This is a genomic window from Achromobacter sp. EB05 (genome assembly GCF_044232075.1).
GTDB classification, from domain to species: domain Bacteria; phylum Pseudomonadota; class Gammaproteobacteria; order Burkholderiales; family Burkholderiaceae_B; genus Achromobacter; species Achromobacter dolens.
In genome coordinates, this window is record NZ_CP155917.1 from 6,028,742 (window position 1) to 6,045,261 (window position 16,520).

Below are 16,520 nucleotides of genomic sequence, written 5' to 3' on the forward strand. Positions count from 1 at the left end.
CTCAGTTGGCCTCGATGCCGGCGTCCTTGACGATGCCGGCCCAGCGCGTGATCTCGCCCTTGACCATGGCATCGGTCTCGGCGGGCGTGGAGACCAGCGGATCGAAGCCCTCGCGGCGCATGCGTTCGGACAGCTCGGGCGATTGCAGCGCCTGCGCCAGCCTGGCGTTGAGTGTGTCCACCACCGCCTGCGGCGTGCCGGCGGGCGCGCTGATCACGAACCAGGTGGTGAAGGCGTAGCCGGGCAGGCCGGACTCGGCGATGGTGGGCACGTCCGGCAGCAGCGGCGAACGCGTGGTGCCGGTGACGCCCAGCGCCTTGAGCTTCTTGCCGTCGACCTGCGGCTTGGCCGCGGACAGCACGGGGAAGCTCATCTGCACCTGGCCGCTGATGGTGTCCACCATGGCCGGACCGCCGCCCTTATAGGGCACGTGCAGCATCTGCGTGCCCGACACCGACTTGAACAGCTCGGCAGCCATGTGGAAGGTGCTGCCGGTGCCGGCCGAGCCGAAGCTCAGCTCATTGGCGGGACGCGCGCGGATGTAGTCGAGCAGTTCCTTGACATTGTTCACCGGCAGCGACGGCGATACCGTCAGCACGTGCTGCGAGGTGCCCACCGTGCCGACCGAGCGCAGGTCGCGCGCGGTGTCGAACGGCATGGAACGGAACAACGCCGGGTTGATCGCCAGCGACATGGTGTTGATGGCCAGCGTGTAGCCGTTCGGCTCGGCGCGGGCCACCGCGGCCATGCCGATATTGCCGGATGCGCCGGCGCGGTTCTCGACGATCACGCTCTGGCCCAGGGTCTTGCCCCAGGCCTCGGAGATCAGGCGGGCGGCGATGTCCACGCTGCCGCCGGGCGCGAACGGCACCATCAGGGTGACGGGCCGCTGGGGAAAGGCGTCGGCCGCGAGGGCCGGCGCCATCCAACAGGAAGCGGCGGCGGCAAGCGCGAGCAGGCTGCGCAATAGATGATGAAGGGTCTTCATGGGTCGGGTCTCCTCTTGGTCGGCCGCCTGAGGCGGCTCTGTATCGGTCAACCCAGTGTATAAGCCCACTCCATTCTTATAATTAGTTAAATACCTAAATCTTTATTAAATCCAATTTATAACTCTGCCCATGGATGCGCTCTCCGACCTGGCCTTCTTCTCGCTGCTGGTCAAGCACGGCAACCTGTCCGCGGCCGCGCGCGAGCTGGGGCTGACGCCGCCAGCGGTCAGCACGCGGCTGGCCAAGCTGGAACAGCGCCTGGGCGTGCGCCTGCTCAATCGCAGCACCCGCCGCGTCAGCGTCACGCAAGAGGGCGAGCTGTATCTGGCGGAAGGCAGCCGCATCCTGGCCGACCTGCAGGCGCTGGAGCGCTCGGTCTCCAGCAGCCGGGCGCAGCCCCAGGGGCTGCTGCGCCTGAACGCCACCTTCGGCTTCGGCCGCGCCTACGTGGCGCCGGCCGTGTCGGATTTCGCCCGTCAGTATCCGGAAGTGGAGGTGCAGTTGCGCCTGACCGACCGGCCCTTGAACCTGATCGAGGAAGGCTTCGACGTGGCGGTGCGTTTCGGCGACCTGCCCGACGCGCGCCTGACGGCCCGCAAGATCGCCTCCAACCGGCGCCTGCTGTGCGCCTCGCCGCGCTACCTGGAGACCTTCGGCGAGCCGCGCGCGCCGGGCGAGCTGCAGCGCCACCGCTGCATCGTGGTGCGCGAGAATGACGTGGCCTACGGCACCTGGCGGCTCGAATCCGGCCAGCGCGCCGAGACCGTGAAGGTGCGCGGCCCGGTCAGCTCCAACGACGGCCAGAGCGCGCTGGAATGGGCCCTGGACGGCCACGGCATCGTGATGAGATCGGAATGGGAGACCGCCGAGCACCTGCGGGCCGGCCGCTTGCGGCAGATCCTGCCGGAATGGTCGACGCCGCCGGCCGACATCCACGTGCTGTATCCGGAGCGCCTGAACCTACCCGCCAAGACCCTGGCGTTCGTCGATTTCCTGGCGCAGCGCTTCGCCCGCCATCTGCGCGCGCCGGGTTCGCAGGCCGCCGTTTGGTGACGAACGTCCCGCGCGCTGTCAGATCTCGTCGATGGCGGTGCTGGCCGGCATGTCGCCGATGGCATAGCGGTCGCGCGTGGTGACGTAGAAGCTGGCGCCAAAGCGGCCCACCGGAAAATAATCCTGCAGCCGCACGCGCCAGGTGTCCGTGTCGATCAGCCCATCGCGCGCATGCAGCCAGCGCACCTGGCCGATGAAGATCTGGCGGCTGGCGGTTTCCAGGGTCTCGAACAGGGTGCATTCGAACGCCACCGGCGCCTGCACGATGCGCGGCGGCGCCACCCGCTGGCTCGGCGCGGCGTCCAGGCCAGCGTGCGCCAGCTCGCTGACGTCGGCCGGCAGGCGGTCGCCGCAGCGGTGCATTTTCTCGGCCATGGCCTCGTCGGTCAGGTGCACCACGAATTCGCGATCGCGCGCGATGTTGCGCGCGGTGTCCTTCAGGTTGCCGTCCTCGAGCCGGTTGATGCTGACCATGACGATGGGCGGATCCTCGCCCAGCATGTTGAACATGCTGAAGGGCGCGGCATTGACCACGCCGGTTTCGGACAGGGTGGTGATCAGCGCGATCGGCCTTGGCACGATCAGGCTGGCCATCAGCTTGTAGCGCTGGTATTCGGTGATTGAATCGAAGTCGATGTCCATGTCAGGCCATTCCCAGCATCTGGGCCAGGGTTTGTGCGGGCTGCGGGCGCTCCAGGCTGATGCGCCGCTCCAGGTCCGCGAGATGGTTGTCGTTGATCTTGACCGCCTCGGCCACCTGCCCCTGCTCCATCAGGTCGACGATCTGCACGTGTTCGCCATGCTCGCAGGCGGCGTTGCCGGGCGGTTCATACAGCGCCACGATCAGCGAGCAGCGCGACACCAGTTCGGCCAGGTAGCCGTGCAGGATGGCGTTGCCCGACAGCTCGCCCAGGCGCACATGGAAGGCGCTGGCCTGGCGCGCCCAGGCTGGCTGGCCGGCGCGGTGCAGCAAGGCATGCTCGTCGCGCAACTGCTTGCGCAGCGAGGCGTAATCGGCCTTGGTCGCGCGCGCGGCCGCCAGCGGCAACAGGGCCGCTTCCAGCGCGCGCCGCGCCTCGAAGATCTGGCGCGTGTCCTCGGGGGTGGGCTCGGCCACCACCGCGCCGCGATTGTGGTGCAGGTCGACCACATGCTCGTGGGCCAGGCGTTGCAGCGCCTTGCGCGCGACCGAGCGCGAAACGCCGAAGATGTCGCACAGCGCCGCCTCGGGCAGCTTGGTGCCGGGCGTCAGCCGCTGGCTCATGACACTTTCATAGACCGCCTCGCAGATGCGGCGCTCCATGTCGGCATCGGGGGCCGTGTCCTCCAGGTGTTCGGACACGGCGGCGGCGGCCCGACGAGAAGGCGTCGCCCTGGGACGGGATTTGGCGGGATCGCGGGTAGGCATGGCGGACTCGGTGGCAACGAAGGCAAAGGGTCGATCAACGGGAAGATAGTCCGGGCGCCGGTGGCAGCCCATCGACGTGCGCGCAGATCTGGCCCGGCGTGGCGAACCAGATCTCGCCCCGGTCGCGCGCGGCCGCCAGCGGGGCCAGCGCCCGGCGCAGGTGCCGCAGGCGGTAGGGCTGCCCCACGATATACGGATGCAGCGCGATGCCCATCACCAGGGGCTGGCGCTGCGCCTGGAGCCGCATTTCCTCGAACTGGTCGAGAATCATATCGGCAAAATCGCGCGCGTCCATCTTGCGGCCCATGATCATGGGGATGTCGTTCAGCTCCTGCGGGTAGGGAATCGCCCACAGATCGCCGGCGCGCGTGCGCATGCGCGTGGGCTGGTCGTCGTGGCACCAGTTCAAGGTGTAGCGGTAGCCGGTCTCGGCCAGCAGGTCCGGGGTGGCGCGGCTTTCCGAAATCCACGGCGACAGCCAGCCGGCCGGGGCGCTGCCGGCGTGGCGGCCGATGCGATCGCGGCAGTGTTCCAGCAACGCCCGTTCCTCGGTTTCGCCCAGCCCCCCCTGGCGATGCGCGTTGCTGTAGCCGTGGCCGATCAGCTCGTCGCCGCGCGCCAGGCAGGCATCCACCAGCTCAGGACAATGGTCATACAGCGCGGTGTTGATCAGCGCCCCTGCTGGCAGTCCCAACGCGTCGAACAGTTCCAGGCAGCGCCAGGCGCCCACCCGGTTGCCGTACTCGCGCCAGGCGTAATTGAGCACATCCGGATGCGGCGAGGCCGGCCCCAGCTCGGCGCCCAGCCCCTCGCCGAAGGCGAAATGCTCGATGTTGAACCCCAGGTAAACGGCCAGCCGCGCGCCGTTGGGCCAGGCGTAGTCCGCGCGGCCGGTGATGGGCTGGTAGGCGAAACGGTCGTGGCCGGCCAGCGGCGCGGGGGACCAGGGCGCGGCAGGCCCCGTATTAGTGCCTTGAAGCAGGGATGGATTCATTTTGGTGCAAATCCTGATGCATGATTGTGAACAAAAACCCTGTTCTTTTGAAAACAAAAACAGGATCCAACGTCGACAAACCACCGTTTTCCCCCTGGGGCACGCCACCGAAGCGCGGGTGGCATGGATCTTGCATCGGGAACGGCAGCAGCACCTCTCCCATGCAAGATCCATTCCACTTTTCCAGGAGTGCCCCGATGCGCCCGACCCGCCGTTCCTTCATGCTCCGCGCCACTGCCGCCGCCCTGTTCGCGGCCGGCCTGGCCGCGCAACCCGCGCTGGCCGCCGACCCCATCAAGATCGGCCTAATCACCGCCCTGTCGGGTGAATCGGCGCGTGCCGGCGAAGCCTTGACGCGCGGCATGACCATCGCCATCGACGAGATCAACGCCAAGGGCGGCCTGCTGGGCGGGCGCCAGGTGGTGCTGGTGCGGCGCGACGACGAAGGCAACCCCGCCAAGGGCATGGCCGCCGCGCGCGAGCTGATCTACAAGGAAAAGGTTGCCGTGCTGTTCGGCGGCCTGGATACCCCGGTGTCGATGGCGATCGTGCCCATCGTCAACCAGGAGAAGGTGCCATTCATGGGCCCTTGGGCCGCCGGCACCGCGATCACGCACAACAAGGGCAACCCCAACTTCGTGTTCCGCGTCTCGGCAATGGACGAGATCGTCGACAGCGCCATGGTGCAGTACGCCCGCAAGACGTTCCAGAGCGCCAAGCCGGGCATGATCCTGGTGAACAACCCCTGGGGCGAATCGAATGAAAAGGGGCTGGACGCCGCGCTCGCCGCCGCCAAGATCACGCCGGCCGGCGTCGAGAAATTCCAGCCCGCCGACCTCGACGTCACGCCGCAACTGAGCCGCCTGAAGGCGGCCGGCGCCGACACGCTGTTCCTGGTGGGCAACGTCGGGCCCTCGGCGCAGGTGGTGAAGTCGCTGGACCGCATGGGCTGGAAGGTGCCGGTGGTGTCGCACTGGGGCCCGGCCGGCGGCCGCTTCACCGAATTGGCCGGCCCCAACGCCAAGAACGTGCACTTCGTGCAGACCTACAGCTTCTTCGGCAAACAGGGCCCGGTGGGCGAGAAAGTGATGCAGGCGCTCAAGGCCAAGTATTCCGACATCAAGGGCCCGCAGGACATCACCCCGGCCGTGGGCGTGGCCAATGCCTACGACGGCATGCAACTGGCGGCGCTGGCGATCGCGCAGGCCGGTTCCACCGACGGCGATGCGGTGCGCCAGGGCTTCTACAAGATCGGCAAGTATGAAGGCCTGATCAAGACCTACGAGCAGCCCTTCACGCCGGCCTCGCACGACGCCCTGCGCGAAGACGACTACGTGTGGACGCACTTCGTCGACAACCGCATCCTGCCCGTCAAGGGCGCGCAGTAAGCGCGAGGGGAGAGACGCATGCTGTGGATGTCCGCCATCGTCAGCGGCCTGGGCCTGGGTAGCATGTATGGGCTGATGGCCCTGGGCTTCTACCTGACCTACGCCGTATCCGGCACGGTCAACTTCGCCCAGGGCAGCTCCATGATGCTGGGCGCGGTGCTGACCTTTACCTTTGCGCAGACGCTGGGCTGGCCGCTGCTTGCCGCCTTGCCGCTGGCGCTGGCCTTGTGTGCGTTGTATGGCCTGGTGGTCGAGCGGCTGGCGGTCCGACCGTTTGCCAGCCGCGGCTCGAACGCCTGGCTCATGTCGACGGTGGCCTTGGGCATCGTGCTGGACAACCTGGTGATGTTCACCTTCGGCAAGGAGCCGCGCAGCCTGCCGTCTCCGCTGGCGCAAGCGCCGCTGGAAATCGGCGGCCTGGGGTTGGGCGTGTATCCGCTGCAACTGCTGATCCCGCTGGTCGGACTGGCATTGGCCGCCGCCCTGCACGCCTTGTCGCGACGCACGCGCTGGGGCGTGGCACTGTTGGCCGTGGTACAGAATCCCAACGCCGCGCGGCTGATGGGCATCCCGGTGCGGCGCGCCATCATGGCCGCCTTTGCCGTCTCGACGCTGTTCGCGGGCGTGGCCGGCGCGCTGGTCGCGCCGCTGTTCAACGTGCAGGCCGACATGGGCACCCTGTTCGGACTGAAGGCCTTCGTGGTCGCCATCCTGGGCGGCATCACCAGCGCCTGGGGCGTCATGCTCGCCGGCCTGCTGTTCGGCGTGGCCGAAGGGTTGATCACCGTCGCCCTGGGTTCCGGCTATACCCAGATCATCAGCTTTGCGCTGGTCATCGCCATCCTGGCCATGCGGCCCAACGGATTGTTCGGCCGCGCGGCCGTGAGGAAAGTCTGATGGCCCGGCAATCTGCATTCTCTTGGCCGGCGCTGGCCGCCTACGCCCTGCTGGCGGTCGTCAGCCTGGCCCTGGCGGCCAGCGTCAACGGCTATTACGTTTTCGTGATCGGCAACGTGGCCTTGCTGGCGCTTGCCGGCATCGGCCTGAACGTGCTGCTGGGCCTGACCGGCCAGATGTCGTTCGGCCATGCCGCGTTCTACGCCATCGGGGCGTACACGGTGGCAATCCTCACCAGCCAGGCGGGCTGGAATTTCTGGCTGGCATGGCCCGTTGCCGCGGCGGTGGCGGGGGTGTTCGGGCTGCTGCTGGCGCTCCCGGCGCTGCGAGTCCAAGGGCCCTACCTGGCGATGATCACGATCGCCTTCGGCTTCATCGTGGAACACACCCTGGTGGAGGGCGGCGATCTCACCGGCGGCCAGAACGGGTTGATGGGCATTGCCCAGCCCGCGCTCGGCGCGCTGGGCGGAGACCGCGGGGTGGCAATGCTCGCGATCGTGACGGTGTTCGCCGCGCTGGCCGGTTATGCGCTGCTGGCGCGCGGCAGTTGGGGCGCGGCCATGCGCGCGGTCAAGGACAGTGAAACGGCCAGTGAATCCATCGGCATCAACCCGCTGGTGGTGAAGGCCGTGGCCTTCATGGTGTCGGCGGCCGTGGTCGGCCTGGCGGGAGGCCTGTATGCGCCGCAGGCCGGCATGATCACGCCGCACAACTTCAACTTCATGCAGTCGATCCTGTTCGTGCTGGCCGTCACCATCGGCGGCGCCGGTTCGCTGGCGGGGCCCCTGCTGGGCGCGGTGGTGGTCGGACTGCTGCCCGAACTGCTGTCGAGCCTGGAGGAATATCGCCTGTTGTTCTTCGGCGCCTTCCTGCTCGTGGTGCTGTGGGCGGCGCCCGAAGGCGCGGCGGGACTGCTGGCCCGCTGGCGGCGACGCGGCCTGACACCGCGTCTGGCCCCACGCCAGGGCGGCCTGGCCGCCAATGGCCGGGCCCGCCGCGCCCTGCGCGCCGACACGCTGACCATGACGTTCGGCGGGGTGCGCGCGGTGCAGGGCGTATCGTTTCACGTCGCGCCCGCCGCCATCACTGCGTTGATCGGCCCCAACGGCGCGGGCAAGTCCACCGTCATCAACATGCTCAGCGGCTATTACCAGCCCACCAGCGGCAACGTCGCGCTGGGCACCGCGCCACTGGCCGGCCTGCCGGCCCACCGCGTGGCGCGCGAGGGCATCGCGCGCACCTATCAGACCTCGCAGTTGTTCGACACTTTGAGTGTCGAGGACAACGTCGCACTGGGCTTGTTGCGCGGCCGGCTGGGCGGCCTGCTGGCCGCACGCCGTTATCTGTCGTCCGATGCGCGCGAGCGGGCCCGCGCCCTCCTGGCCTTTTGCGGATATGAAGGCGACCTGGACACGCCGGCCGCCGATCTTGCGCACGTGGATCGCAGGCTGGTGGAGATTGCCCGCGCGCTGGCCACCGACGCCGACGTCCTGTTGATGGACGAGCCCGCGGCGGGCCTGTCCCGCGAGGACAAGACACGACTGGCCGCCCTGCTGCGGCGCATTGCCGAGGCCGGCGCCGGCGTACTGCTGGTCGAGCACGACATGGCATTGGTGATGGGCGTCTCGGATCACGTTGTCGCCATCGACGCGGGGCGCGAGTTGGCGCAGGGATCCACCGGCGAGATCCAGCAGTCCGAAGCCGTGCGGCAAGCCTACCTGGGCGACGATGCGGCGCGCCAGGCGCCCACGGCGCGTGCGCGTCCGGCGACTGGCGGCGTCGCGCCGGAAGTGCTGGGCGTAGGCAGCCTGACCACCGGCTACGGCGCCAACCCGGTGCTGCATGGCATCGACCTGCAGGTCCGCGAGGGCGAAATGGTCGCGCTGCTGGGCGCCAACGGCGCCGGCAAGTCGACGCTGATGCGCACGCTGGCCGGGCTGCACCGGCCCGTCCAGGGCGGCATGCACCTGCAAGGGCAGGAATTGCAGGGGCTGAGCGCGGACCGCATCGTGGCGCGAGGTCTGGTCCTGGTGCCCGAGGGGCGGCAGGTGTTCCCGGACCTGAGCGTGCTCGACAACATCCGGCTGGGCGCCTTCCTGCATCCAGCCGATCGCGAAGCGCGCGTAGAAGAGATGCTGACGCGCTTTCCACGCCTGCGCGAGCGGCTGCACCAGCGGGCCGGCCTGCTATCCGGCGGCGAACAGCAGATGCTGGCGATCGCGCGCGGGCTGATGTCCAAGCCGGTGATCCTGTTGCTGGACGAGCCGTCCCTGGGCCTGGCGCCGAAGATCATCGACGAATTGTTCGAGGCGCTGGACAGGCTGCGGGCGGAATCGATGACGATCCTGCTGGTGGACCAGATGGCCGCGCTGGCGCTGTCGCTGGCCGACCGCGCCTACGTGCTGGAGTCCGGCCGCGTGGCGGCGCACGGCACGGCGCGGGAAATCGCCGCCGATGGAGCGCTGGCGCGCGCCTACCTCGGCGCGTGAGAATCGACCGGAGCCTGGCGCGGCGCGGGCGCGCCAGGCTCCGCGCCAGAACGCTCAGGCGGACTCGCCGCCCAGCCGCGCGCCCTCGCGCACGATGCCGCAGCGCTTGTAGGCGCGCATCACCACGCCCACTTCGCTGGCCAGCACGCCATCGAGTTCGCCAAGCCTGCGCGTGACCACGTCCCACAAGTTCAGGCTGTCGCGGCACAGCACATGCCAGAACAGTTGCGAAGCGCCGCTGGTGCCGAACAGGCAGCGCGTGTTCGGGTCCAACGCCAGGTGCGCGGCCAGGGCATCGACCGCCTGCGGCCGCACCTGCACGGAGATCACCGCCTCCACCGGAAAGCCCACCAGGGCCGGTTCGACCTCCACGCGGAAGCTCAGCGCACGCCGCTCGACCAAGTGCTGCAACAGGCGCTGGGCGGTGGGCTCGCTGACGTCGGCATGGGCCGACAACTCAGCCAGGCTGGCGCGGCCGTCGCGCATCAGGTGGGCGACGATGCGCTGTTCAGATTCGGTCAACGCCGCCGGCGGCTGCGCCATCGCGGACTCCGGCCCCTCGGCGGCGGCATCGCCAGCCCGGATGCGCCACTGGCCGGCGCGGCGAAATGGCCGCAGCACCAACCGTGCCTCCACGTGCTTGACCCCGTCGATGGACGGCAGCACGCGCGTCACCACGTCGGGCATGTCGGCCGCGTCCGGCAGCGTCAGTTCCGCCATCAGGTCGGCCGTGCCGGCCAGCGTCACGACCAACTGGGTAATGCCGAGACTCGCCAGGGCCTCGGCCGCTTCGGCCACGCGCCCAGAACGGCAGCGCACCCAGGCGTGCAACACCACGCCGCGGCCCGTGGCCAGCGGGTCGGCCTCCGCAATGACGCGCAGGGCGTCGGCATCCATCAGCCGTTTGATGCGACGCGCCACCGTGCGCTCGGCGATGCCGGTGGCCGCGCCCAGCTCGCGCCAGGAGGCGCGCGGATCGGCCTGCAGGGCGATCAGGCAGGCCAGATCGGTGTCATCGAGCGCCGGCATTAGGGGCTTACCCTTACTTGACGTGACTATATTCATTAATCTAACGTTCGCGCATTGATAAAAACACAAAATTAAACGGTCTATTTGACCAAAAATAAAATCGAGGACGTTATGAGCACCCCTTCCGCCACCCTGCGCGCCTCGCAGGGGGCAAACGCCGCGCCCGTGTCGCGCGCCCGCACGATTCTGGCCGGTAGTGTAGGCAATGCGGTGGAATGGTTCGACTGGACCATCTATGCGTCATTCGCCATCTTCTTCTCCAAGCAGTTCTTCCCCGAGGGCAACGAGACCGCCGCGCTGCTGGCGACCTTCGGCATTTTCGCCGTCGGCTTCTTCATGCGCCCGGTCGGCGGCTGGGTGCTTGGCATCTTCTCCGACCGCTACGGCCGCAAGGCCGCCCTGGGCCTGACCATCCTGATGATGGCCGGCGGTTCGCTGATCATCGCCATCACCCCGACCTATGCCACCATCGGCCTGGCCGCCCCGCTGCTGCTGACCGCCGCGCGCCTGCTGCAAGGCCTGTCGCTGGGCGGAGAGTATGCCTCGGCCACGACCTTCCTGGCGGAAATGGCGCCGCCCAACAAGCGCGGCTTTTACTCCAGCTTCGTGTTCTTCAGCGCAGCCGTGGGCATCCTGGCCGCGTCGGCGGTGGGCTGGCTGCTGACTTCGACCCTGACCAAGGCCGAGATGGCCGACTGGGGCTGGCGCATTCCGTTCTTCCTGGGCGCGCTGGGCGGCCTGGCCGGCATGTGGATCCGCCGCGCGGTCCCCGAAACCGAGGCGTTCTCGCACGCCAAGAAAGCCGGCGTCGAAAAACAGCCGCTGCGCACCCTGCTGCGCGAGCACCCGCGTGAGGTGCTGCGCATCGTCGGCTTCTCGATCCTGACGACGTTTGCCTTCTATATCTTCGTGGCGTATGTGCCGACCTACGCCATCCGCCAGGTCAAGGCCGATCCGCAGGTGGCGTTCGCCGCCAACACCGTCGCGCTGATCGTCTTCATGCTGGTGCAGCCCGTGTTCGGCATGCTCTCGGACCGCATCGGCCGCAAGCCGCAGCTGATCTTCTTCGCCGCCGGCTACCTGGTGTTCTTCTACCCGCTCATGACCACGCTGGGTCCGTCATTCGGCTCGATTCTTGCCGTGGAGCTGTTCGGCCTGGTGCTGTATGCCATGTACACGTCGATCGCGCCGGCCATCATGTCCGAGCAGTTTCCCACCAGCGTGCGCGCCGTCGGTATCGGCACGCCGTACAACCTGGTCGTGGCGCTGCTGGGCGGCACCACGCCCTACCTGCTGACCTGGCTGCAAAGCAAGGGCATGGAGCGCTGGTTCTTCTATTACGTGCTGGCCGGCGCCGTCATCACGCTGATCACCTTCATCCGCATGCCCGAGACCCGGGGCCAATCGCTCAAGTAAGACCGGCTGAAATAAGACCGTCCCAGGCGCTGACGCCCGATCTCAACGCTTTCCGGCTCCGCCAGGACCGGAAAGCTTTTCCTTTTTCGTGAGAGCCATGCCAACCCAAGACACCGCCCTGCATTTCCGAGAAGCCCGCGAACTCGCCCGCGCCATCCGCGCGGGAGAACTGAGTTCGCGCCAGGTCACCACCCATTTCCTGGATCGCATTGCCCGCGCGGCCGACTTGGCCGCGTACAGCGAGGTGACGGCTGAACGCGCATTGGCCCAGGCCGACGCCGCCGATCGCCTGCTGGCGGCCGGCATTTCGATGGGCCCGCTGCACGGCGTGCCGGTGGCGGTGAAGGACAGCGTGCAATGGGCCGGCACCACCGCCAGCGGCGGCTCGCAGACCCGCCGCGGCGTGGTCAGCGATGAAACCGCCACCGCCGTGCGCGGCCTGGCGGCGCACGGCATGGTGGTCCTGGGCAAGACCCGCATGACTGAATTCGCGTTCGGCCTGTCGGGCCAGAACCCGACCCAGGGCACCGCCCGCAATCCCTGGGACGCGGCCACTCCGCGCGCGCCGGGCGGCTCGTCCAGCGGCGCCGGCGTCGCGGTGGCGGCCGGCCTGGCCCCGCTGGCGCTGGGCGGCGACACGGGCGGCTCGGTGCGCGCCCCCGCGGCGCTCAACGGGGTGGTTGGCTACAAGCCGTCCTCGGGCCTCATCAGCCGCGCCGGCTGCCTGCCGCTGTCCGAGACTCTGGATGTGCTGGGCCCCATCGCCCGCAGCGTGGCCGATGCACGCCTGTTGACGCAGGTGCTGGCCGGTCCGGATATCGACGATGTCGCCACGCTGGACGTCTCCGCCGCGAGCATCGCCGCGCTGCGACGCCCGGCTCCGCGCCGCGGCGGCGCCATCGCGGTGCTGGCGCCTCAGGCCTGGCCCGCGGCATTGGCCGACGAGGGCCTGCGGATCTGGCACGAGGCGCAGGAACGGCTGGACCAGGCCGGCGTCACGCCCTCGACCTGGCATCCGCCGGCGTCGCTGTCGTTCGCGCGCATGGCGGACGACAACTCGCTGGTGCTGGCCTACGAGGCCTACCGCCATTTCGGCCACCTGGCCGAGGACCCGGCGCAGCCGCTCTGGGAAGTCGTGCGCGCGCGCATCGCCGCCGGCGGCCGCATCGCGCCGGCCGACTACGCTGCCGCGCTGCAACGGCGGCAGGCCGACATGGCCACGTTCGCCGCCGCCATGCAGGGGATCGACGCCTTGCTGATGCCGGCCTGCGACCAGGCCGCACAGGCCTTGGACGCTGCCGACGTGCGCCACGCAGGCCTGGGCAGACTGTTGCGTCCCGCCAACTTCCTGGGCGCGGCGGCCATCGCGCTGCCGGCCGGGTTCGACGCCGACGGCATGCCGATGGCGGTGCAATTGCTGGCGCCCGCCGGCGCCGATGCCGCGCTATTGGACTGCGCCGCGGCGCTGGAACGCATCCTGGCGCCAGTCATGCGCACCCCCGACCTCTCGGCCTGGGACCTCTGACCCGGCCAGCGCCGTCCAAAAGAAAACGCCTCTGCATGCAGGGGCGTCTTGCCAGGCGGGGAGGATCAGGCCGACTTCTTCAGGGCCTGGACCTTGTCCGTGGCCTCCCACGAGAACTCCGGCTCGGAACGGCCGAAGTGGCCATACGCGGCGGTCTTGGTGTAGATCGGGCGCAGCAGGTCCAGCATGTTGACGATGCCCTTCGGACGCAGGTCGAAGTGCTCGCGCACCAGCTTGGCGATCTGGTCGTCGGGAATGACGCCGGTGCCTTCGGTGTAGACGGTGATGTTGATGGGCTCGGCCACACCGATGGCGTAGCTGACCTGCACCTGGCACTGGCGCGCCAGGCCGGCGGCCACGATGTTCTTGGCCACGTAGCGGGCAGCGTAGGCGGCCGAACGGTCGACCTTGGACGGATCCTTGCCCGAGAACGCGCCGCCACCGTGCGGGCAAGCGCCGCCGTAGGTGTCGACGATGATCTTGCGGCCGGTCAGGCCGCAGTCACCTTGCGGACCGCCGATGACGAAGCGGCCGGTCGGGTTGACCAGGAACTTGGTCTTGGGCGTGATCAGGCCTTCGGGGAAGCTGGGCTTGATGATGTCTTCGATGACCGCTTCGCGGATCGTCTCTTGCGTGACGTCCGGCGCGTGCTGGGTCGACAGCACCACCGTGTCGACTTCCGCCGGGCGGCCGTCGATATAGCGGAAGGTGACTTGCGACTTGGCGTCGGGGCGCAGCCATGGCAGGCGGCCGTCCTTGCGCAGTTCGCTCTGGCGCTGCACCAGGCGGTGCGCGTACCAGATCGGGGCCGGCATCAGATCGGGCGTTTCGTCGCAGGCATAGCCGAACATCAGGCCCTGGTCGCCCGCGCCCTGGTTCAGATAGTCTTCCGAGCTGCGGTCCACGCCCTGGGCGATGTCGGGCGACTGCTTGTCGTAGGCGACCAGCACCGCGCAACCCTTGTAGTCGATGCCGTACTCGGTGTTGTCGTAGCCGATGCGGCGGATCGTGTCGCGCGCGACCTGGATGTAATCGACGTTGGCGGTGGTGGTGATTTCACCTGCCAGCACGACCAGGCCGGTGTTGCACAGGGTTTCCGCCGCCACGCGGGCGTTGGGGTCCTGGGTGAAGATGGCGTCCAGAATCGCGTCGGAAACCTGGTCGGCTACCTTGTCGGGATGGCCTTCGGAAACGGATTCGGAGGTGAAGAGAAAGTCGTTGTTGGCCACAGATGCGTCCTTTGATGTCCGGTACAGCCGGAGCATAGGTTCACGAGGCGCGTTGCACCCCGGACTGCATGGAATACGCTGATCTGGGCGCGACGCTTTAGCGGATTTGGCAAGCGACGCATGACGCGCCGGGATCCTGCCGTCGCCCCGCAAGTTGTCGGTTAACTCGGCGACTGACCGATTTTAAGCGAAAATGCGGTTCTTATGCTTGTGCCGCGGGTGGGGTCTTTCACCCGAGTACCGGCACCACCATGCCCGTAATCACTCATTTGCCGCATGCTGCTCGTCCTGTTTCGCCTGTTCGCTTCCCTGCCCTTGCCCGCCGCGCACGCGCTGGGGCGCCTGCTCGGGCGCATCGCGTATGCGTTTCCCGGCAAGTACCGGCGCCGCCTGCGGGCCAACGCGACGCAGGCCGGCTACCCCGACGCGGCCTTCGCCCGGCGCGCGGCCGGCGAGGCCGGCGCCATGATCCTGGAAATGCCGCGGGTCTGGTTCCGCAATGAACAAAGCCTGGCCAAGGTCGTGTCCGACGACAACGCCGTGGTGGACGCGGCCCGCGCCGAAAACCGCGGCATCCTGTTCCTGACCCCCCACCTGGGCTGTTTCGAGATCACCGCCCGCTACCTGGCGCGCCTGATGCCCATGACGGTGATGTTCCGTCCGCCGCGCAAGGACATCCTGGCGCCGCTGCTGGAAACCGCGCGCAACGGGTCCGCGGTCAACGCCGTGCCGGCCACCATGCAGGGCGTGCGGGAATTCGTGCGGGCCCTGCGGCGCGGCGAGTCGGTCGGCATGCTCCCCGACCAGGCCCCGGGCGTCGGCGATGGCGTGTGGGCGCCATTTTTCGGACGCATGGCCTACACCATGACCCTGCCCGGCAAGCTGGCCACCCAGACCGGCGTCCCCATCATCCTCACCGCCGGCGAACGACTGCCGGGCGGCCGCGGCTGGCGCATCCATTATGTGCGGGTGCCCGAGCCGCTGCCGACCGACCCCCAGGCCCAGGCCGCGCTGCTCAACGCCGCCATGGAAACCCTGATCCGCCGCTGCCCGCAGCAGTATCTCTGGAGCTACAACCGCTACAAGACCCCGCGCGGCGCCCCGCCCGCCCCCGTTGACGACGCGGCCCCCGCGCCCCAATGAAGCCGACGCCCGCCCCTGCGCCGCCCTGGTCCAAAGCTCCTACCTGTCCATGAAAGAATCCAAAACGCGCACGCTGGTCAATCTGCTGAAATGGTTCGGCCGCATGCGGCCATCCACGCGGCTACGCATCGGCGCCGCGCTCGGCTGGCTGGCCATGCGCCTGGCCAAATCGCGCACCCGCATCGTGCGCCGCAATCTCGAACTGTGCTTTCCCGAGCAACCCGAGCAAGTGCGCGAGCGCTGGGTGCGCGAACACTTCCGGGCGCTGGCGCAATCCATCGTCGACCGGGGCGTGCTGTGGTACGGCACGCCCGAAGCCATCAAGGACATGGTCACGCAGAGCGGCGCCGAGCGCATCAATGAACTGACCGCGCAGGGCCGAGCGGTGATCCTGCTGGCGCCGCACTTCATCGGCCTGGACGCGGCCGCCACCCGCCTCACCATGGAAGTGCCGAGCGCGGCCACCATGTACACGCCGCAGAGCGACCCGCACATCGACGCGGTGGTGGCCGCCGGCCGCGCCCGCTTCAACGAGGTGTTCCTGGTCAGCCGCAAGGATGGCGTGCGTGAACTGATCCGCCACCTGCGCGCGCCGCGGCCGGTGTACTACCTGCCCGACATGGACTTCGGCCGCCAGGGCGCGGTGTTCGCGCCGTTTTTCGGCGTGCAGGCGGCGACGCTGCTGGCCACCGCGCAACTGGCCAAGAAATGGGACGCGGCGGTATTGCCGATCCTGGACTTCTGGAACCCGGAAAACGGGCGCTATCACGCGGAAGTCCTGCCGCCGCTGGAGAATTTCCCCGGCGACGACTCGCTGGAAGAGGCCACCGCGCGCCTGAACCGCGAACTGGAAGCCTGGGTGCGCCGCTGCCCCAGCCAATACTACTGGGTGCACCGCCGCTTCAAGACCCGGCCGCCGGGCGAACCCAAGATCTACTGACGCGCATCCAGGATCTCCCC

The 16,520-nt window shown here is 68.6% G+C and carries 14 protein-coding genes; 8 read left to right on the plus strand and 6 right to left on the minus strand.

The window, feature by feature from the left end; all coding sequences use genetic code 11:
• Position 1: 1 nt before the first annotated feature.
• Positions 2-988: a tripartite tricarboxylate transporter substrate binding protein gene (locus tag AAID08_RS27495; RefSeq protein WP_175189298.1), complete on the minus strand. Its 987-nt coding sequence runs from the start codon at positions 986-988 to the stop codon at positions 2-4.
• Positions 989-1,118: 130 nt separating this feature from the next.
• On the opposite strand from AAID08_RS27495, the gene AAID08_RS27500 reads away from it, so the two are divergent.
• Positions 1,119-2,042, plus strand: coding sequence for a LysR family transcriptional regulator (locus AAID08_RS27500; protein ID WP_020925922.1), 924 nt, complete (start codon positions 1,119-1,121; stop codon positions 2,040-2,042).
• 18 nt (positions 2,043-2,060) lie between these two features.
• Here the strand turns inward: AAID08_RS27500 and AAID08_RS27505 are convergent, their stop codons facing one another.
• From AAID08_RS27505 to AAID08_RS27515, 3 genes are read right to left on the minus strand one after another with little or no spacing between them, the layout of a single operon-like run.
• On the minus strand, positions 2,061-2,684 hold the full coding sequence (locus AAID08_RS27505; RefSeq protein ID WP_020925921.1) for a flavin reductase family protein: 624 nt from the start codon (positions 2,682-2,684) through the stop codon (positions 2,061-2,063).
• A gap of 1 nt (position 2,685) precedes the next feature.
• Positions 2,686-3,450 (minus strand): GntR family transcriptional regulator, encoded by a 765-nt coding sequence (locus tag AAID08_RS27510; RefSeq protein ID WP_006389774.1) that lies wholly within the window; start codon positions 3,448-3,450, stop codon positions 2,686-2,688.
• A gap of 34 nt (positions 3,451-3,484) precedes the next feature.
• Complete coding sequence (locus AAID08_RS27515; RefSeq protein WP_054500333.1) at positions 3,485-4,444, minus strand: polysaccharide deacetylase family protein; 960 nt, start codon at positions 4,442-4,444, stop codon at positions 3,485-3,487.
• A 197-nt stretch (positions 4,445-4,641) separates the two neighbouring features.
• Here AAID08_RS27515 and AAID08_RS27520 point away from each other — a divergent pair, with 197 nt between their 5' ends.
• The 3 genes from AAID08_RS27520 to AAID08_RS27530 are packed head-to-tail and all read left to right on the plus strand — an operon-like array spanning position 4,642 to position 9,218.
• Positions 4,642-5,832 (plus strand): ABC transporter substrate-binding protein, encoded by a 1,191-nt coding sequence (locus AAID08_RS27520; RefSeq protein WP_047993169.1) that lies wholly within the window; start codon positions 4,642-4,644, stop codon positions 5,830-5,832.
• A gap of 18 nt (positions 5,833-5,850) precedes the next feature.
• The gene (locus AAID08_RS27525) at positions 5,851-6,729 is read left to right on the plus strand and encodes a branched-chain amino acid ABC transporter permease (RefSeq protein WP_054500332.1); all 879 of its coding nucleotides are present in this window, start codon (positions 5,851-5,853) and stop codon (positions 6,727-6,729) included.
• The gene (locus AAID08_RS27530; RefSeq protein ID WP_395757160.1) at positions 6,729-9,218 is read left to right on the plus strand and encodes an ATP-binding cassette domain-containing protein; all 2,490 of its coding nucleotides are present in this window, start codon (positions 6,729-6,731) and stop codon (positions 9,216-9,218) included. The genes AAID08_RS27525 and AAID08_RS27530 overlap by 1 nt, the downstream gene beginning before the upstream one ends.
• Before the next feature lie 54 nt (positions 9,219-9,272).
• Here the strand turns inward: AAID08_RS27530 and AAID08_RS27535 are convergent, their stop codons facing one another.
• Positions 9,273-10,247, minus strand: coding sequence for an Lrp/AsnC family transcriptional regulator (locus tag AAID08_RS27535; protein ID WP_395757161.1), 975 nt, complete (start codon positions 10,245-10,247; stop codon positions 9,273-9,275).
• A 111-nt stretch (positions 10,248-10,358) separates the two neighbouring features.
• On the opposite strand from AAID08_RS27535, the gene AAID08_RS27540 reads away from it, so the two are divergent.
• Together AAID08_RS27540 and AAID08_RS27545 are read left to right on the plus strand one after the other, a co-directional pair.
• Positions 10,359-11,663 carry an MFS transporter gene (locus AAID08_RS27540; RefSeq protein ID WP_054501176.1) on the plus strand — a complete coding sequence of 435 codons (1,305 nt, stop codon included), beginning with the start codon at positions 10,359-10,361 and terminating at the stop codon, positions 11,661-11,663.
• Positions 11,664-11,760: 97 nt separating this feature from the next.
• Complete coding sequence (locus AAID08_RS27545) at positions 11,761-13,188, plus strand: amidase (protein ID WP_054500329.1); 1,428 nt, start codon at positions 11,761-11,763, stop codon at positions 13,186-13,188.
• A 65-nt stretch (positions 13,189-13,253) separates the two neighbouring features.
• On the opposite strand, the gene metK is transcribed toward AAID08_RS27545, so the two are convergent.
• The gene (gene metK, locus AAID08_RS27550; RefSeq protein WP_049077057.1) at positions 13,254-14,417 is read right to left on the minus strand and encodes a methionine adenosyltransferase; all 1,164 of its coding nucleotides are present in this window, start codon (positions 14,415-14,417) and stop codon (positions 13,254-13,256) included.
• Positions 14,418-14,693: 276 nt separating this feature from the next.
• Here metK and AAID08_RS27555 point away from each other — a divergent pair, with 276 nt between their 5' ends.
• On the plus strand, positions 14,694-15,560 hold the full coding sequence (locus tag AAID08_RS27555) for a lysophospholipid acyltransferase family protein (RefSeq protein ID WP_054500328.1): 867 nt from the start codon (positions 14,694-14,696) through the stop codon (positions 15,558-15,560).
• A 49-nt stretch (positions 15,561-15,609) separates the two neighbouring features.
• Positions 15,610-16,500 (plus strand): lysophospholipid acyltransferase family protein, encoded by an 891-nt coding sequence (locus tag AAID08_RS27560; RefSeq protein WP_116793401.1) that lies wholly within the window; start codon positions 15,610-15,612, stop codon positions 16,498-16,500.
• The last annotated feature ends 20 nt before the right edge of the window (positions 16,501-16,520 follow it).

What these genes read in the sequence shown, in the direction of transcription:
- AAID08_RS27495 (WP_175189298.1), bottom strand. Translation starts at nt 988, where the DNA reads ATGAAGACCCTTCATCATCTATTGCGCAGCCTGCTCGCGCTTGCCGCC.
- AAID08_RS27500 (WP_020925922.1), top strand. Translation starts at nt 1,119, where the DNA reads ATGGATGCGCTCTCCGACCTGGCCTTCTTCTCGCTGCTGGTCAAGCAC.
- AAID08_RS27505 (WP_020925921.1), bottom strand. Translation starts at nt 2,684, where the DNA reads ATGGACATCGACTTCGATTCAATCACCGAATACCAGCGCTACAAGCTG.
- AAID08_RS27510 (WP_006389774.1), bottom strand. Translation starts at nt 3,450, where the DNA reads ATGCCTACCCGCGATCCCGCCAAATCCCGTCCCAGGGCGACGCCTTCT.
- AAID08_RS27515 (WP_054500333.1), bottom strand. Translation starts at nt 4,444, where the DNA reads ATGAATCCATCCCTGCTTCAAGGCACTAATACGGGGCCTGCCGCGCCC.
- AAID08_RS27520 (WP_047993169.1), top strand. Translation starts at nt 4,642, where the DNA reads ATGCGCCCGACCCGCCGTTCCTTCATGCTCCGCGCCACTGCCGCCGCC.
- AAID08_RS27525 (WP_054500332.1), top strand. Translation starts at nt 5,851, where the DNA reads ATGCTGTGGATGTCCGCCATCGTCAGCGGCCTGGGCCTGGGTAGCATG.
- AAID08_RS27530 (WP_395757160.1), top strand. Translation starts at nt 6,729, where the DNA reads ATGGCCCGGCAATCTGCATTCTCTTGGCCGGCGCTGGCCGCCTACGCC.
- AAID08_RS27535 (WP_395757161.1), bottom strand. Translation starts at nt 10,247, where the DNA reads ATGCCGGCGCTCGATGACACCGATCTGGCCTGCCTGATCGCCCTGCAG.
- AAID08_RS27540 (WP_054501176.1), top strand. Translation starts at nt 10,359, where the DNA reads ATGAGCACCCCTTCCGCCACCCTGCGCGCCTCGCAGGGGGCAAACGCC.
- AAID08_RS27545 (WP_054500329.1), top strand. Translation starts at nt 11,761, where the DNA reads ATGCCAACCCAAGACACCGCCCTGCATTTCCGAGAAGCCCGCGAACTC.
- AAID08_RS27555 (WP_054500328.1), top strand. Translation starts at nt 14,694, where the DNA reads ATGCTGCTCGTCCTGTTTCGCCTGTTCGCTTCCCTGCCCTTGCCCGCC.
- AAID08_RS27560 (WP_116793401.1), top strand. Translation starts at nt 15,610, where the DNA reads ATGAAAGAATCCAAAACGCGCACGCTGGTCAATCTGCTGAAATGGTTC.